The organism is Streptomyces sp. NPDC002817 (assembly GCF_053592055.1).
Window position 1 is genome coordinate 320,456 of sequence record NZ_JBSFUY010000006.1, and the last position, 13,616, is coordinate 334,071.

11 protein-coding genes are annotated in these 13,616 nt (G+C 72.3%); 4 read left to right on the top strand and 7 right to left on the bottom strand.

Annotated elements, in window-relative coordinates; all coding sequences use genetic code 11:
* Positions 1–179: 179 nt before the first annotated feature.
* Positions 180–1,196, bottom strand: a complete 1,017-nt coding sequence (locus ACWD3I_RS14950; RefSeq protein WP_451084097.1) for a WD40 repeat domain-containing protein — start codon at positions 1,194–1,196, stop codon at positions 180–182.
* Between the two features lie 151 nt (positions 1,197–1,347).
* On the bottom strand, positions 1,348–2,328 hold the full coding sequence (locus ACWD3I_RS14955; RefSeq protein WP_365405621.1) for an FAD-dependent oxidoreductase: 981 nt from the start codon (positions 2,326–2,328) through the stop codon (positions 1,348–1,350).
* Positions 2,329–2,437: 109 nt separating this feature from the next.
* Between ACWD3I_RS14955 and ACWD3I_RS14960 the strand changes: the two genes are divergently transcribed.
* Entirely contained in the window at positions 2,438–3,331 is an 894-nt protein-coding gene (locus ACWD3I_RS14960) for a LysR family transcriptional regulator (protein WP_365405618.1), read from the top strand.
* A 16-nt stretch (positions 3,332–3,347) separates the two neighbouring features.
* Here ACWD3I_RS14960 and ACWD3I_RS14965 read toward each other — a convergent pair whose 3' ends face one another.
* The gene (locus ACWD3I_RS14965; RefSeq protein WP_365405615.1) at positions 3,348–4,592 is read right to left on the bottom strand and encodes a DUF418 domain-containing protein; all 1,245 of its coding nucleotides are present in this window, start codon (positions 4,590–4,592) and stop codon (positions 3,348–3,350) included.
* A 211-nt stretch (positions 4,593–4,803) separates the two neighbouring features.
* On the opposite strand from ACWD3I_RS14965, the gene ACWD3I_RS14970 reads away from it, so the two are divergent.
* Positions 4,804–5,019, top strand: a complete 216-nt coding sequence (locus tag ACWD3I_RS14970; protein ID WP_365405612.1) for a hypothetical protein — start codon at positions 4,804–4,806, stop codon at positions 5,017–5,019.
* A 76-nt stretch (positions 5,020–5,095) separates the two neighbouring features.
* The gene (locus ACWD3I_RS14975) at positions 5,096–6,883 is read left to right on the top strand and encodes an ABC transporter ATP-binding protein (protein ID WP_365405609.1); all 1,788 of its coding nucleotides are present in this window, start codon (positions 5,096–5,098) and stop codon (positions 6,881–6,883) included.
* 64 nt (positions 6,884–6,947) lie between these two features.
* Here ACWD3I_RS14975 and ACWD3I_RS14980 read toward each other — a convergent pair whose 3' ends face one another.
* Both ACWD3I_RS14980 and ACWD3I_RS14985 read right to left on the bottom strand, forming a co-directional pair.
* The gene (locus ACWD3I_RS14980) at positions 6,948–8,057 is read right to left on the bottom strand and encodes a sensor histidine kinase (protein ID WP_365405605.1); all 1,110 of its coding nucleotides are present in this window, start codon (positions 8,055–8,057) and stop codon (positions 6,948–6,950) included.
* Positions 8,054–8,713: a response regulator transcription factor gene (locus ACWD3I_RS14985; protein WP_323185318.1), complete on the bottom strand. Its 660-nt coding sequence runs from the start codon at positions 8,711–8,713 to the stop codon at positions 8,054–8,056. Before ACWD3I_RS14985 ends, ACWD3I_RS14980 begins: the two co-directional genes overlap by 4 nt.
* 202 nt (positions 8,714–8,915) lie before the next feature.
* Here ACWD3I_RS14985 and ACWD3I_RS14990 point away from each other — a divergent pair, with 202 nt between their 5' ends.
* The gene (locus ACWD3I_RS14990) at positions 8,916–10,118 is read left to right on the top strand and encodes a DUF418 domain-containing protein (protein ID WP_365405602.1); all 1,203 of its coding nucleotides are present in this window, start codon (positions 8,916–8,918) and stop codon (positions 10,116–10,118) included.
* A 22-nt stretch (positions 10,119–10,140) separates the two neighbouring features.
* On the opposite strand, the gene ACWD3I_RS14995 is transcribed toward ACWD3I_RS14990, so the two are convergent.
* Entirely contained in the window at positions 10,141–12,432 is a 2,292-nt protein-coding gene (locus ACWD3I_RS14995; RefSeq protein ID WP_365405599.1) for a zinc-dependent metalloprotease, read from the bottom strand.
* Between the two features lie 99 nt (positions 12,433–12,531).
* Entirely contained in the window at positions 12,532–13,428 is an 897-nt protein-coding gene (locus tag ACWD3I_RS15000; RefSeq protein ID WP_451084105.1) for a S1 family peptidase, read from the bottom strand.
* Positions 13,429–13,616: the final 188 nt, after the last annotated feature.

Here is a 13,616-nt window from a genome sequence, read left to right on the forward strand (position 1 = left end):
TCGCGTCGAGGGGAACGGTCAGCCGGATCCCTGCCCGGTCCAGTACGACGGCCTCGCGCTCCAGGCGTGCGGTTCCGCCTCTGCCGCGCAACGTCGTTCCGGCTGCGGGCTCGGCATCCGTGAGAGCCATGACCGGGCCCTCCTCATGGCCAACTGGCTTGGGTTTCAAGGGAGTCAGGTCACCGGATCGGCCACAGTCGCACCGTGCTGTCGAGGCCGGCTGAGGCCAGGGTCCTGCCGTCCGGGCTGAACGCCACTGATGTCACCTTGTCGGTGTGGCCGGTGAGGGTGTCGACGGGGACGACGTCGAGCGTGCTCGTGTCCCACAGCCGCACGGTTCTGTCCTCGCTGCCGGTGGCCAGGGTGTTTCCGTCCGGGCTGAACGCCACCGTCGTCACAGGGGCGGTGTGCCCGGTGAGCGCGGCGTCGACGGTGCCTGTCGCCGAGTCCCACACGCGTACGACGTCGTCGGCGCTGCCGGTGGCCAGCGTCCTGCCGTCCGGGCTGAACGCCACGGGCTTGAAGCCGTGCCAGAGCGGGGCGTCGAGAGTGGCGTGGACGGTGTGGGTGCGCAGGTCCCACAGCCGGACCGGGCTTGCGGTGAGGTCCGCGCTGCCGGTGGCCAGGGTCCTGCCGTCCGGGCTGAACGCCACCGCGTTGACCACGGCCATGCCCTGCGTCGTCAGTGTGGTGGTGACGGTGCGGGTCGGCAGGTCCCACAGCCAGGCGGCACCGTAGCGGCCGCCGGTGGCCAGGGTCCTGCCGTCCGGGGCGAACGCCAGGTCCAGGGGGAGCTGGGGATGGGGCAGGACGATGCCGGTGCGGTCCGTCAGGTTCCAGAGGGACACGTCGAGGGCGCCGGTCGTGGCCAGGGTCCTGCCGTCCGGGCTGAAGGCCGTCTTTGTCACGTCTTCGAGCTGGTCGGGCCAGGGAGTGCTCGCGGTGCCCTCGGTCACGTCCCACAACCGCAGCGTGCTGCCTGTGCCCTGGAGCGCGGACAGGCCGGCGGCCAGCGTTTCTCCGCTCGGACTGAAGGCCACGCAGGTGGCGTAGCCGTCGGGGACGGTGAACACCACCTTGCGGGGTGCGGTGTCCTGGGCTCTTGACTCGACCAGCACGAGCGGGACGGCGACGGCGGACACGCCGAGCGCGGCGAGCAGCAGGGTGCGGCGCCGCACCCTGGCGGGAGGTTCCACCGACGGTTCGCCGGATCGCGGTTGCGGTCGCGTTCCACCGGCCGTCGCGGCGGGAGTGTCGATCTCTGCGGGTTCGACGGAGTCCATCGGCGCACACCCGGTCCTTGTGGAGGAAGTAGGGGAAGAAGAGGAAGCGGAGGGAGACAGGGGCTCATGCCGGCCGAACGGGCCCTGCGACGAGGGCGGTTGCGGCGTCGGCGCAGCCCCAGGCCAGGGTGACTCCGGCGCCTCCGTGGCCGTAGTTGTGCACCAGCCGCCGCACCCGGCCGTGCGGGCGGGGGTCGGCCTCCAGGCGGACGCCCCCGTCTCGATGGGGCCGCAGGCCGACCTGGTGGCCGAGGACCGGAGCGCCTGCCAGTTCCGGGAGCAGTTCGGTGCAGCGGCGCAGGATCGCGGAGGCGGTGGCCGGCGACGGGGTGGTGTCCCACTCGCCGATCTCGAAGGTGCCGCCGAGGACGATGTCGGTGCTGCGGGGGTGGACGTAGGTGTAGCCGTCGACGTTGTCCTCGTCGCGGACGGACGTGTGCAGCCCGGGATTGGCGACGAGGACCAACTGTCCTCGGACCGGCCGCACTTCGGTGTCGCCGCACAGGGCGCGGGCGCCCAGGCCCGAGGCGTTCACCACCACGGGAGCCCATATGCCCGCCTGTTCCAGGGCGTCGATGCGGCGATGGATCAGCGTGCCGCCCGCCGCGGAGAAGGTCTGCTGGAGCCAGGGCAGGTAGCGGGACATCTCCACGGTCGGAACGGTGAACGCCCAGCCGCCGCTGAACGGGGCCCGTATCTCGCCGCTGCGCAGGGAGCGCAGGTCGGGAAGGGCCGAGGCCCACCAGGGGACGTCGGGGACCGCGCCGCGCAGCAGCATCCGGGTGGGGCGCATGACCACGCCGGGGACCCCGTTCGCCGCCTGGCGGGCCAACTCGTCGAAGGTGCGGGTGGCCCAGTCCATGACACGGGGCTCGAACCGGGTGCGGGTCGGGTACCAGACGGCCGCGGCCACGGAGGACGTCGTCGCGGCCGACGGCTCGGCCGTGACCACGGCGACGCGGGCACCGGCCTGCTGCAGGCGCCGTGCGGTGGTGAGCCCGATGGCCCCGGCGCCGACGACGACCGCGTCGAACCTGTCGCCCATGTCTCCCCCTTGATCGCGGAACCGTGTGATTCTCACTGTCGGCGGGGAGTTGACTACCTGTCCAAGACCAGTCATGTTCAATGCCATAAGCCACGCTTATAGTTGGTGGATGGACTTGCGGCGGCTGCGGTACTTCCTCGTGCTGGCGGAGGAGTTGAACTTCACGCGGGCCGCGCACCGGCTGCACATCGCCCAGCCCGCTCTGAGCCAGCAGATCAGGGCGCTGGAAAGGGAGATCGGCGCCCAACTGCTCGAACGCGGCGGCCGGAGCTGCCGGTTGACCCTCGTCGGTGAGGTCGTGGCCCGCGAGGCCGGCGAACTCTTGGCCCATGCGGCCGCGTCGCAGGAACGGATCCGTGCGGCCGTCGGCGGACGGCAGGGGCAACTGCGCCTGGCCCTGACCCGATCCGCCCGCGGCGGCCCCGTCGACGCCCTTCTCGCCGCGTTCCGTACCCTCCATCCGGACGTGGATCTCGTCGTCCGGACCGGGTGGACCGCGCACAACATCACCGAGTTGCTGGCCGGCAGGCTGGATGCCGCCTTCGTACGGCCCCCGCTGGACGGCGAGGACCTGGAGTGCCGGCACATCGCCCGCGAGGAACTCCTCGTGGCCGTCCCCGCCGATCATCCCCTCGCCCGTGAACGCAGGGTCACCCGCGCACGCATCGCCGCCGAACCCGTGATTCTCTGGCCGCGCGAGAACGCCCCCGGAATGCACGACCTGATCACCCGGCAGCTGTGGCCCGACGGCGGGCCGCGCATCGTGCGGGAAGAACCCGACGACGAGCAACTCCTCCTCAGCGTCGCCGCGGGCACCGGCATCGCGCCGGTGCCCGAGGGGCGTGCTCGCGCGCTGCGCATACCCGGGGTGCGGCTCAAGCATGTGACCGCGCCCATGCCCACCGTGGACCTCGCCCTGGCCCACCGGTCGGCGAGCACCGCGCCGGCACTGCGAGGACTCCTCGGCCTCATCGACACCGTGCCCGGGCCGACGGCCGACTGACGTCGGCGGCCCGGGCTCAGCGGATGTGCTTCGCCGGCTTGGTGGCGGCGTTGAGCAGGTACTCCAGGGGGCCGCGACGGAAGAAACGGGACCAGATCGCGGCGAACACGATCGCCCCGAGGACGAACATGATCAGCGTCACCCAGGACTCCTCGTCGTGGGTCGCGCCGAACCGGGGCAGCCAGCCCTGCATGACGAAGTGGCCGACGTAGGCGGTCAGGGACATGGTGCCCACGGCGACCACCGGTGTGGCCAGGCGGCGCAGCCGAGGGAGGCGGTCCATCGCCACCGTCGCGCCCACGATCATCAGGATCGCGACTCCCACGCTGCCGATGATGTCGAACGTGGTGCCGCTGTGCGGCCCGGCCGTCAAGAGCGACGACGCGTGGGACCGGAGCGACTCGCCGTCGAGGGGCATCGACCCGGAGCCGCCGGACGACGACCCGTCTTCCGCCGTGCTCCGCAACGCGTCCTTGCCGGCCAGCAGCAAGGACATGCCGTACGCGGCCACGGTGAGGGCGGCACCGAGCGCGGCCAGGCGCCACTGGACGGCGGTCGCGGACAGGTCGAGGCGGGCCAGTGCCATACCGGCGATCACGAAAGCGATCCACGTGATCGTCGGGTAGAAGCCGGTGAACAGCAGATCGAGCACTCCCACGTCGCTGAGCCGGTGGAGCGGGTCGTAGGCGTCGACGCGCTGCCGGACCGGCTCGGTCAGCAGCGAGTTGAGGGCGAACGACAGCTGTGGTGTGACGAGGGCGAGGGCGGCCGCGGTGATCGCGAGCGTCCTGGCACGCAGTCGCACCAGGGGCAGGGCGAGCAGGAAGTAGACGCCGTAGAAGGCGAGGATGACCACTTCCCCGTACTCCATCGCCATCACGGTGCCCAGCGCCAGCAGGACCACGGCGCGGATCGCGATCCTGGCCCTCGCCTGCCGGCCGGCCAGGCCGGTCTTCGGCTCCCGGCGGCCGGCGAGCAGCATCAGTGAGAACCCGGCGAGGGTGGCGAACAGGACCGACGAGTGACCGTCCGCCATGTACCGGATCCAGCCGGCGACGCCGTCCGTGGCCGACAGCGGTGGGCCGATGTGCACGACGTACATGCCGAACACGGCCAGCGCGCGGGCCAGGTCCACCCCGACGAGGCGTCCCGTCGAAGGACCGGGCGGGGCCGGCACGGCGGACTCGGGGGATGTGCGGGGCTGCGGAGGGGAGTTCTCCCGCGGGGCTGAACTCCCCCGCAGCGGTTGCGACTGTGTCATACGGCGAATCTCGCGCGGGCATCCGCAGGCGGACCATCCGGCAGGCTTCGGTAACGGCCCCGCCGATCGGCGGGTACCACCCTGCCGACCGGCGGAGTCACGCCCGTCCGGTCCGGCCCGACCGGACGGCGGTCCTCTCCAGCCACTCGGCGGGGGCGGACCCGACGGTTGCCGGATGGGCGCGGGGCAACCGGCCTTCCAGGCTGGAGGCATGACACACCGTGGGCGGCGCAAGGAGCGCGAGGACCTCCTCGGATCATCGGCCGGCATACCGAGCCGTGACGCAGTCCCCGACAGGGGCGAGTTCCTGGAGTTCCTCGGCCTGACGCTGACGGCGGGCGCCTTCGCCCTGTTCGTCGTGCGGCCTGAGACATCCGAAGCGCTGGTGCACGCCCTCGTCACCCGGGCAGCCGCATTCGTCCACTGAGCCGACAGATGTCCACGCCCGGGTGCGCCGGCCCGCTGACGCGGTGCCCGGCAGACCGCAGAAGAAGAGGAATCTCGTGAACACCGCAACCGCCCCGACGACGGACGAGACGTCCCTGTCCGCCCGAGAGACGGTCAAGGCACTGTGCGCCTATGTCCGGCCGCACCGGTGGGCCGTCGCTCTCGGCCTGTTGTGCGCCCTGGTCGGGGCCGCCGGGGGACTGCTCCAACCGCTGGCGACGAAGGTGCTGGTGGACCGGCTGGCGACCGGTGAGACCATCGCCGGGATCCTGATCGCGCTGACCGTGCTGGTGGTGCTGGGCACAGCGGTCGAGGCGTTCGGCGCGTATGTGCTGGAGCGCACGGCGGAGTCGGTGGTCCTGGCCGCGCGGCGCACCCTTGTGGGGCGGTTGCTGCGGCTGCGGATCGCGGAGTGGGAACGGATCCCGCCGGGTGATCTGATGTCCCGGGTCACCTCGGACACCACACTGCTGCGGGCGGTCAGCACCCAGGCGGTGGTCTCCGCGGCCACCGGCGCGGTGGCCTTCGTGGCGGCGATCGTGATGATGGCGTTCCTGGACGTCGTGCTGCTGTGTGTGACGCTCGGCGTAGTCGTGCTGGTCGGCGGGGCCGCCGCTCTGGTGATGCCGCGGATCGCGCAGGCCACCGAGCGGTCACAGGAGGCGGTGGGGGAGATCTCCACCGCGTTGGAGCGGGTCTTCGGGGCGTTTCGCACGGTGAAGGCGTCCGGTGCCGAGGAGCGGGAGGCCGCCCGGGTGGAGGCCGCGGCACAGCGGGCGTGGCGGCACGGGGTGAACAGCGCGAAGTGGGAGTCCGTGGCGGGCTCGGCGGACGAACTCGCCGTACAGCTGGCCTTTCTCGCGGTCCTCGGGGTCGGCGGGGCGCGGGTCGCGTCCGGGGAGATCCCCGTGTCCACCCTCATCGCGTTCCTGCTGTACCTCTTCTATCTGATCGAGCCGGTGTCCAAGCTGGTCGACGCCGTGTCCCACTATCAGGAGGGGGCGGCCGCGATCTCCCGGATCGCGCAGGTGGAACGCCTCTCGACGGAGCCGACCGCCCGGCACAAGGGCCTCCGGCTCAGGGCGGGGGCAGCGGTGCCGGGCGCCGCGTCGGTCCACTTGGAGGACGTGTCCTTCCGCCACGGTCCTGGACTGCCGTACATCCATCAGCAGGTGAGTTTTCAGATACCGGGCGCCGGCATGACGGCCTTGGTCGGTCCCTCCGGTGCGGGCAAGTCGACGGTGTTCGCACTCATCGAGCGGTTCTACGAGGCCACCGGCGGCCGGGTACTGGTCGACGGCAAGGACGTACAGGACTGGTCCCTGTCCGAACTGCGGTCCGCCATCGGATACGTGGAGCAGGACGCTCCGGTGCTGGCCGGCACCCTGCGCGAGAACCTGGTCTTCGCGGCGCCCGACGCAACGCACGACGCCATCCGCGACGTTCTGGCCCGGTCGAAGCTCGACACCCTCGTCGACCGCCTTCCCCACGGCCTGGACACCCAGGTCGGGCACCGCGGCTCGAAGCTGTCGGGCGGCGAGCGGCAGCGCATCGCCATCGCCCGCGCACTGCTGCGCAAGCCCAGGCTGCTGCTGTTGGACGAGGCGACCTCGCAGCTCGACGCCGTCAACGAACTGGCGCTGCGGGACGTCATCGCGGACGTGGCCCGGGAGACCACCGTGCTGGTGGTGGCCCACCGTCTGTCGACGGTGACCGGCGCCGACCGGATCATCGTCATGGACGCCGGACGAGTCCGGGCCGTGGGCACCCACGAGGAACTGGTGGCCCAGGACCGGCTGTACACGCAACTGGCGGCCACCCAGCTCCTGGCCCCCACGCGATGACCCACCGCACCCCGGGTCTCGCGAGCCGGCGCAAGCCGGCTTGACGGCACGGGGCCCAGGTCGGTCAGTCCGTACTGAGCGGAATCCGCAGCCGCACCCGGTAGCCGCCCTCCGCGGTCGGCCCCGCCTCCAGGGTGCCGTGCAGGATGTCGGCCCGTTCCCGCAGACCGACCAGGCCCTGCTGTGAACCGGGCAGGGCCAGGGAGGGACGCGTGGGCGCGGTGTTGGCGACGGTCACTCCGACGTCGTCGCCGTCCTGCCACAGCTCGATGCGGGCCGTGGCGCCGGGGGCGTGCTTGCGGACGTTGGTCAACGCCTCCTGGACCGTGCGGTAGAGGGCCCGTTGGGCCGGGGTGCCCACGGCGGGCGGAAGCTCACCCGACAACTCCGCGTGAGTGCCGCTCGATTCCACCAGTTTGCGCAGGTCGGCCAGGGTGGGCTGAGGCGTCGGCTCCGTGGCGTGGCCGCCGGAGGCGCGCAGCAGCGTGACCATGGTGCGCAGTTCGTCGAGCGTGGTGACGCTCAGCGAACGGATCGTGCGGGCGGCCTCCTTGGCGTCCGCGTCCTTGGTGGCGACCTGGAGGGCTCCGGCCCGTACGGCGATCAGGCTGACCTGGTGGGAGACCACGTCGTGCATCTCGCGGGCCAGCTGGGCGCGTTCGCGGGCGAGCACGGCCTGGGCGTGCAGGGCCCGCTCGTGCTCCCTGGCCTCCTCGATCTCGGCCAGCCGCCGCGCCAAGTCCCGTTGCGCCTGGAGAAGCTGGCCGAAGAGGACGGGGGCCGCGGCGGTCGCGAAGCTGTAGGCGAAGTTGACCAGCGTCATCGTCCGGTCGACGTCGGCCAGGGGCCAAGGCGTGCTGCCCGCGACGGCGGTCAGGGCGATGCACGCCACCAGGAGACGGCGGTCGCGGGAGCGTTCGGCCAGGGTGAACAGCGCCACGAGCACCGCGACGGCGATGTCCTGCATCAGCGCGATGGGCAGGGTGAGCAGGAAGACCGCGAGCGGGAACCTGCGCCGGAAAGCCAACGCGGCGCAGCCGAGCGCGGCCGGCGCGACACCGAGGCGTGTGTGCTCCCACATGTTGAGCCAAACATCCACGGCCGCCACCGCCACCAGGACGAGGTCGACCACCGGAGCGGGAAGCCGCTGCCAGGTGACGCGTGCGCGGTTCACCGTCCGGCCCCGGGCCGTGGGCGCTCGTCCAGCAGTCCCGCCCGCTGCGCCAGTAGCGCGGCCTGCACCCGGCTGCTCACCCGCAGCTTCGTGAGGATCGCGCTGACATGGTCCTTCACCGTGCCGGCACCCAGGTGGATGCGCGCCCCGATGTCGGCGTTCGACAGCCCTTCCGCCACCAGGACGAGAACGTCGCGCTCGCGTGCGGTGAGCAGCCGGACCCGGGCCGCCTCCTCGTCGACGACGGCCTCGGTGCCGGGGTGGCTGTGCAGCAGGGCGCGCGACGCCTTGGGGGACAGCACCACACCGCCCGCGGCCAGGGTGCGCACCAGGTGGGCGAGCTGCTCCGGTTCGGTGTCCTTGAGCAGGAAACCGGCCGCGCCGCAGTGCAGCGCGGTCAGGATGTACTCGTCGGCGTCGAACGTCGTCAGCATCGCCACCACCGGAGCGTCCGGCATCGTCCGCAGCTCGCGCAGCACGGTGAGCCCGTCGACGTCGGGCATCCGGATGTCCAGCAGCACCACGTCGGGCCGCTCACGGCGGACGGTCGCGACGGCGTCGCCCCCGCTCGCGGTCGCGACGACCTCGATGTCCTGCGAGGCCCCCAGAATGAGTTCGAAGCCCGAGCGGACCAGTGCCTCGTCGTCCACCACCACTACCCGGATCACGCGCGCTCCGCCTCACCTTCATCCATGCCGTCCGACCCATACCGACTCGACCCTAAAGCCCCACGGATTCCCCGCGGCCCGACGAGCGGCAGGTCCAGCCACACGGCGGGGTATCACCCTCCGGTCGGCAGGGGCACCGCAGCCTTCCGCCGGATACTCCATGATCGGCCCGGCCTCAAGCCTGATCGGCATGACACCTCCCACGGATTCCCCGCTGCCCACGACCGACGCGGCGCCCCCTGCACGCGAGCGCGGTGAGCCCTCGACCGGCGCGTCCGGCGTGGGCCGACTGATCGGGCTGGACCTGGCCCGCGGTCTGGCCGTCTTCGGCATGTACGCGGTCCATGTAGGCCCCGCCCCGGGCCAGGACGGTGTGATCGGCTACCTGATGGAGCCGGCGCAAGGCCGCTCCTCCGCCCTGTTCGCCGTCCTGGCCGGCTTCGCGGTCGCCCTCATCACCGGGCGCCGCACACCGAAGACCGGGCCGGCCGGCCGCCAGGCCGTCGCCAAGGTCGTCATCCGGGCCGTGATCCTGATGGCCCTGGGCACCGCCCTGACCCTGACCGGCACCCCGGTCGTGCCGATCCTCGCCTTCTACGGACTGTTCTTCCTGCTCGTGCTCCCGCTGTACCGGCTGGGCGCCAAGCCGCTGGCGCTGATCGCGGCGGGCTGGGCCCTGGTGGGCCCGCAACTGCTGTACGCGCTGAAGCCGGTGTTCGGCGGCCGCGTGTTCCTCTCCTACGGCCAGGCCGACGGCCCCGTCTCGCTGTTCTTCACCGGCGGCTATCCGGCCCTGACCTGGGTCCCGTTCGTCATCGCCGGTATGGCGGTCGCCCGCTGCGACCTGGCCGCCAGGGCTGTCCGGATACGCCTCGCCCTCACCGGCGTCGCCCTCGCCGTCACCGGCTACGGCGGCTCCTGGCTGGCGTTGCGTCTCGTACCCGGTGCCGCCGAAGCCGTCCGGAAAGCCGAAGAGGGGCCGGGAATGTCGTCCGTGTCGCCCGACAGCATCGGCATCTTCGGCGACACCCCCGCCGGGATGCTGGCCTCCGCCCCGCACAGCGAGGCGACCCTGTCCATCGTGGCCGCCACCGGTGTGGCGATCCTGGTGATCACCGCGTGCCTGGCCGCCATGGACGCCTTCCCCCGGCTGCGCCGCCTGGCCAGGCCCGTCATCGCGGTCGGCTCGATGTCGTTGACGGCGTACGTCTACCACATCGTCGCCATCTGGCTCCTGAGCACAGAGGACCGGACCACCTCACCCCTGTACGTCCTGCTCGGCTTCATCGCGTCCGTCACCGTCCTGGCCACCGTCTGGTCCCACTTCTTCCGGCGGGGGCCGCTCGAATGGCTGATGGGCAGCGCGACCGGGATCGCCCGGCGCATCCAATGAGACGCACCCGACGGCCCTGGTCTCAGTTGGGCGCGCCCGGCGGCACTCGCGGGGGCGGGTCGAGGCGGACGTTGTCCGGGTCGGTCAGGTAGGCGGTGAGGAATTCGGCGCCCTCGTGGTGGTGGTCGCCGTCCTTGTGCCGTAGGTCCGCGGCGAGTTCACGCAGGGTGGACCGGAGCTCGGACCGGACCGGGGCGTGCAGGGTGTCGGTGTCGAGGGTGCGCAGCGCCTGGTGGAGGAGGGTCCAGTCGACGGTGTGCTGGACCGCGGTGCCCGCCGGGACGTCGGCGGGGACCGGGTCGTCCCGGCGCCAGGTGGCGGCCAGGAGTTCGGTGAGCAGGTCCGCGACGCCGGGCACGGCCGGATCGGTGGCGTGCTGCCAGGCCAGACGGTTGAGACGGGCGGGCTCCAGCAAGGGCTCCGTCACCAGGGTGGCCGCGGCCCGGACCGCGGCGAAGGGGTCGAAGACACGGCCCGCCCCGGTGTCGAAGTACTGGTCGGTCCGTCCGTAGCGGATCGCGGGCGGCGTGAGGGCGTCCAACACCGTTGTGGGCAGGGCGAGTTGTTCCGCATGCAGCAGTGCGGAGAGCCGGGTCAGGGCCCGCCGCTGGGTGACGGCGTCGACGGGCACGGTGCCGGTCCCGGTGTCGCCCGCCAGGCCGTACGCGTACCGCACACCGCCGATCAGCCGGGCCACCGCCGTCACCTCGTGACGGTGCAGCAGATGCAGCAGCACGGCCCGCTCCTCCAGCTCGCCGGTCTGCCGGTCGGGCGGCAGCACACCGCGGGAGAAGCCGGACAGGGCGATCCGGCGTACCCGCAGGATCGTCTCCAGGGCCTGGAGCGCACCGCCCGCCGTGACCCACGGGACGCCGTCGGCGTGGGCGGCTTCGGGGCCGTGTCCGTCCTCGTCCGTGACGTGGACCAGCCCGGCCTCGGCGGCCGTACGGCGAAGGGCGGCGAGCTCGCGTTCCTCGTCCGGGAACCGGCCGTAGGCGTGGGCGACCAGGAAGTGGTCCCAGGGGCCGAGGCCCGTGGCGTACGCGCCGGAGAGGTCCAGGCGCCCGTCCTCGGTGACCGCGATCCGCGCGTGCGGGTAGTCCATCACCGACGGCTCGGAGTGCTGTGTACTGGCGTAGTTGTGCATGAAACCGAGTGCGTGGCCGATCTCGTGCGCGGCGAGCTGGCGCAACCGGGCGAGCACCAACTCCTCGACGGCTGCCAGCCGTTGCGTCTCCTCGGGGTGTCCGTAGGGAGCCAGCAGCGCCTCGCCGAGGGCCCGGACCTGTTCTACGCGCTGGGAGCCGAGCCGCACCCGGGCATGCAGGACCTCTCCGGTGCGCGGATCGGTCAGACCCTGTCCCAGAGACCAGCCGCGTCCCGCGCGGTGCACCCACACCACGCCGTTGACGCCGGGGTCGTACGGGTCGAAGTCCGCGCCGCCCGCCTCGACCCGGTACGCGTCCGGGAAGCCGATGCCGGTGAAGGCCTCCCGCCACCAGTTGCCGCCCTCGACGACCGCGGACAGCAGCGGTTCGGGGATCGCCGGGTCGACCTGGAAGACGATCGCGGGGGCATCGGGGCCGACCCGGAAGCGGGGCTGGAACCTGACCTGGGTACCGGCCCGTCCGATCAGGCCGTGGTCCGCGTAGCCGATGCCGTAACCGCCCGACGCGGGGTGGTAGCGGCGGGCGGGCATGGGCCGTTCGGGCAGCCGGAGGAGGGTCAGCTGCTGGACGAGGGTGAGGGCGCGCGGGTCGGCGGCCACCGCGCGGACCGCCGCGCCCCGGCCGGGGCCGCGGAAGGTCAGCAGCGCCGGGAGACGGGTGGCGCGCGGACCGGTGCGGCTGTCTTCCACGAGCGGCAGGCTGGCCGTCGGATCGATCCGGTAGTCGCCCTGCTCCTGCTCGTGGAGGTGCTCGGCGACACGGTCGTGGTCGGCGACCACCAGCTCGGTCGCGTCGATGATCACCAGGCCGTCCTCCTCCCGCAGTACCGGCCCGCTCCAGACCACGGACAGGGCGAAGGACTCGTCACCGGCCCGTACGGCGGCGGCGTCGCCCAGGGTCAGGAAGTGCTTGTTCCGTACGACGAAGAGCACCCGGTCGCCGACCCGGCGGAACTCCGCGAGCCGGGCCTTGCCCGCCCGTCCCCGGTCGAGCCACAGGTCGCTGGAGCCGAGGCCCTGGGAGAGGGACACGGTGAGCAGGAACGGCTCGTCGAAGTGGCGGATGCCCAGCAGCAGGCGGTCCTCCGCGGCGGGGTCGGGTATGAGGTCGAGGAAACCGGGCGGGCTGGTCTCTTCGGTGGGCATGGCGGGCTTCTCTCGACGAGGGCGGGCGAGGACGTCGGGGGCGTGCGAGCCATTGTGACCGCGCTGGTCAACCCCCTGCCCTCGCCGGCCGCGTCGCGGTCAGTAGACCGACAGCCCGTAGGCGCTGAGCGCTTCCTGGATGGGCTGGTAGAACGTGGTCCCGCCCACGGTGCAGTTGCCGGAGCCGCCGGAGAGGATGCCGATGACCTTGTCGCCGGCATAGAGCGGGCCGCCGCTGTCGCCGGGCTCGGCGCAGATGTTGGTCTGGATCAGGCCGTATACGACGTCTCCGCTCCCGTAGTTGACGGTCGCGTTCAGCGCGGTGACCCTGCCGCAGTGGACGCCGGTGGTCGCTCCCCGACGGCAGACGGTCTGGCCGACGTAGGCGGTCGCGGTCCCCGTGATGTCGACGGATCCGATGGCGCCGGGGTGCGGTACGGCCGGGTTGGAGTACCGGACGACACCGAAGTCGTTGCTCGGGAAACTGGTGGCGGTGGTGGAACCGATCGTCGTGGTCCGGGCGGAGCTGGTGTACCAGGTGGTCGCGCCGTCGGTGCAGTGGCCCGCGGTGACGAAGTAGTAGGTGGATCCGCTCTGCACGTTGACCCCGGCCGAGCAGCGCCAGGCGGACGTGTAGATGCCGTCGCCGCCCGAGAGGAGGGTGCGGAGCGGGCCGTCGAGCCGTTCGAGGCTCGCGGCACCCGGGAGACGCCCGGTGGTGCGCCGCAGTTGTGCCAGGTCGGTCTCCGTGACCGTGGAGTCGGCGAGCACCCGTAACGTTCCGGTGCGCTCGTCGACGGCCCAGCTGGTCCCCGCGATTCCCAGGGAACCGACGGCCGAGGCCACGTCGGACACCGAGGCGGCGGACGGCGCGGCGCCGGCCGTGGGCTCCGTGGCCGCGCCGGCGTCGGACACCGCGAGAGCGGTCACGACGAGCAGGCTCAGCACCGAGGCGATCAGCCGTGGACGTCTGGTGGTGGTACGGCGTGCTCTGATCACCGAAGTCTCCCCGAGGTCGGTAGGTCGGGTTCGCGGCAGGCCCGAACGGTCGTCGGGCGTGCCGTACTTCCGTGCGTGGTGCTCCGGCGCCGTGGTGCGGTGTGCGCGTGCTCAGGGCGCGGTTGTGGCGGGACGCGGCCTCAGTGTGCCCGGCCGCGCCCGGCGGGGGTAGGCGGTCGTCGGCC

Excerpts from the sequence above, each read along its gene's own strand:
- ACWD3I_RS14960 (WP_365405618.1), top strand. The coding sequence starts at position 2,438 with ATGGACTTGCGGCGGCTGCGGTACTTCCTCGTGCTGGCGGAGGAGTTG.
- ACWD3I_RS14970 (WP_365405612.1), top strand. The coding sequence starts at position 4,804 with ATGACACACCGTGGGCGGCGCAAGGAGCGCGAGGACCTCCTCGGATCA.
- ACWD3I_RS14965 (WP_365405615.1), bottom strand. The coding sequence starts at position 4,592 with ATGACACAGTCGCAACCGCTGCGGGGGAGTTCAGCCCCGCGGGAGAAC.
- ACWD3I_RS14990 (WP_365405602.1), top strand. The coding sequence starts at position 8,916 with ATGACACCTCCCACGGATTCCCCGCTGCCCACGACCGACGCGGCGCCC.
- ACWD3I_RS14955 (WP_365405621.1), bottom strand. The coding sequence starts at position 2,328 with ATGGGCGACAGGTTCGACGCGGTCGTCGTCGGCGCCGGGGCCATCGGG.
- ACWD3I_RS14995 (WP_365405599.1), bottom strand. The coding sequence starts at position 12,432 with ATGCCCACCGAAGAGACCAGCCCGCCCGGTTTCCTCGACCTCATACCC.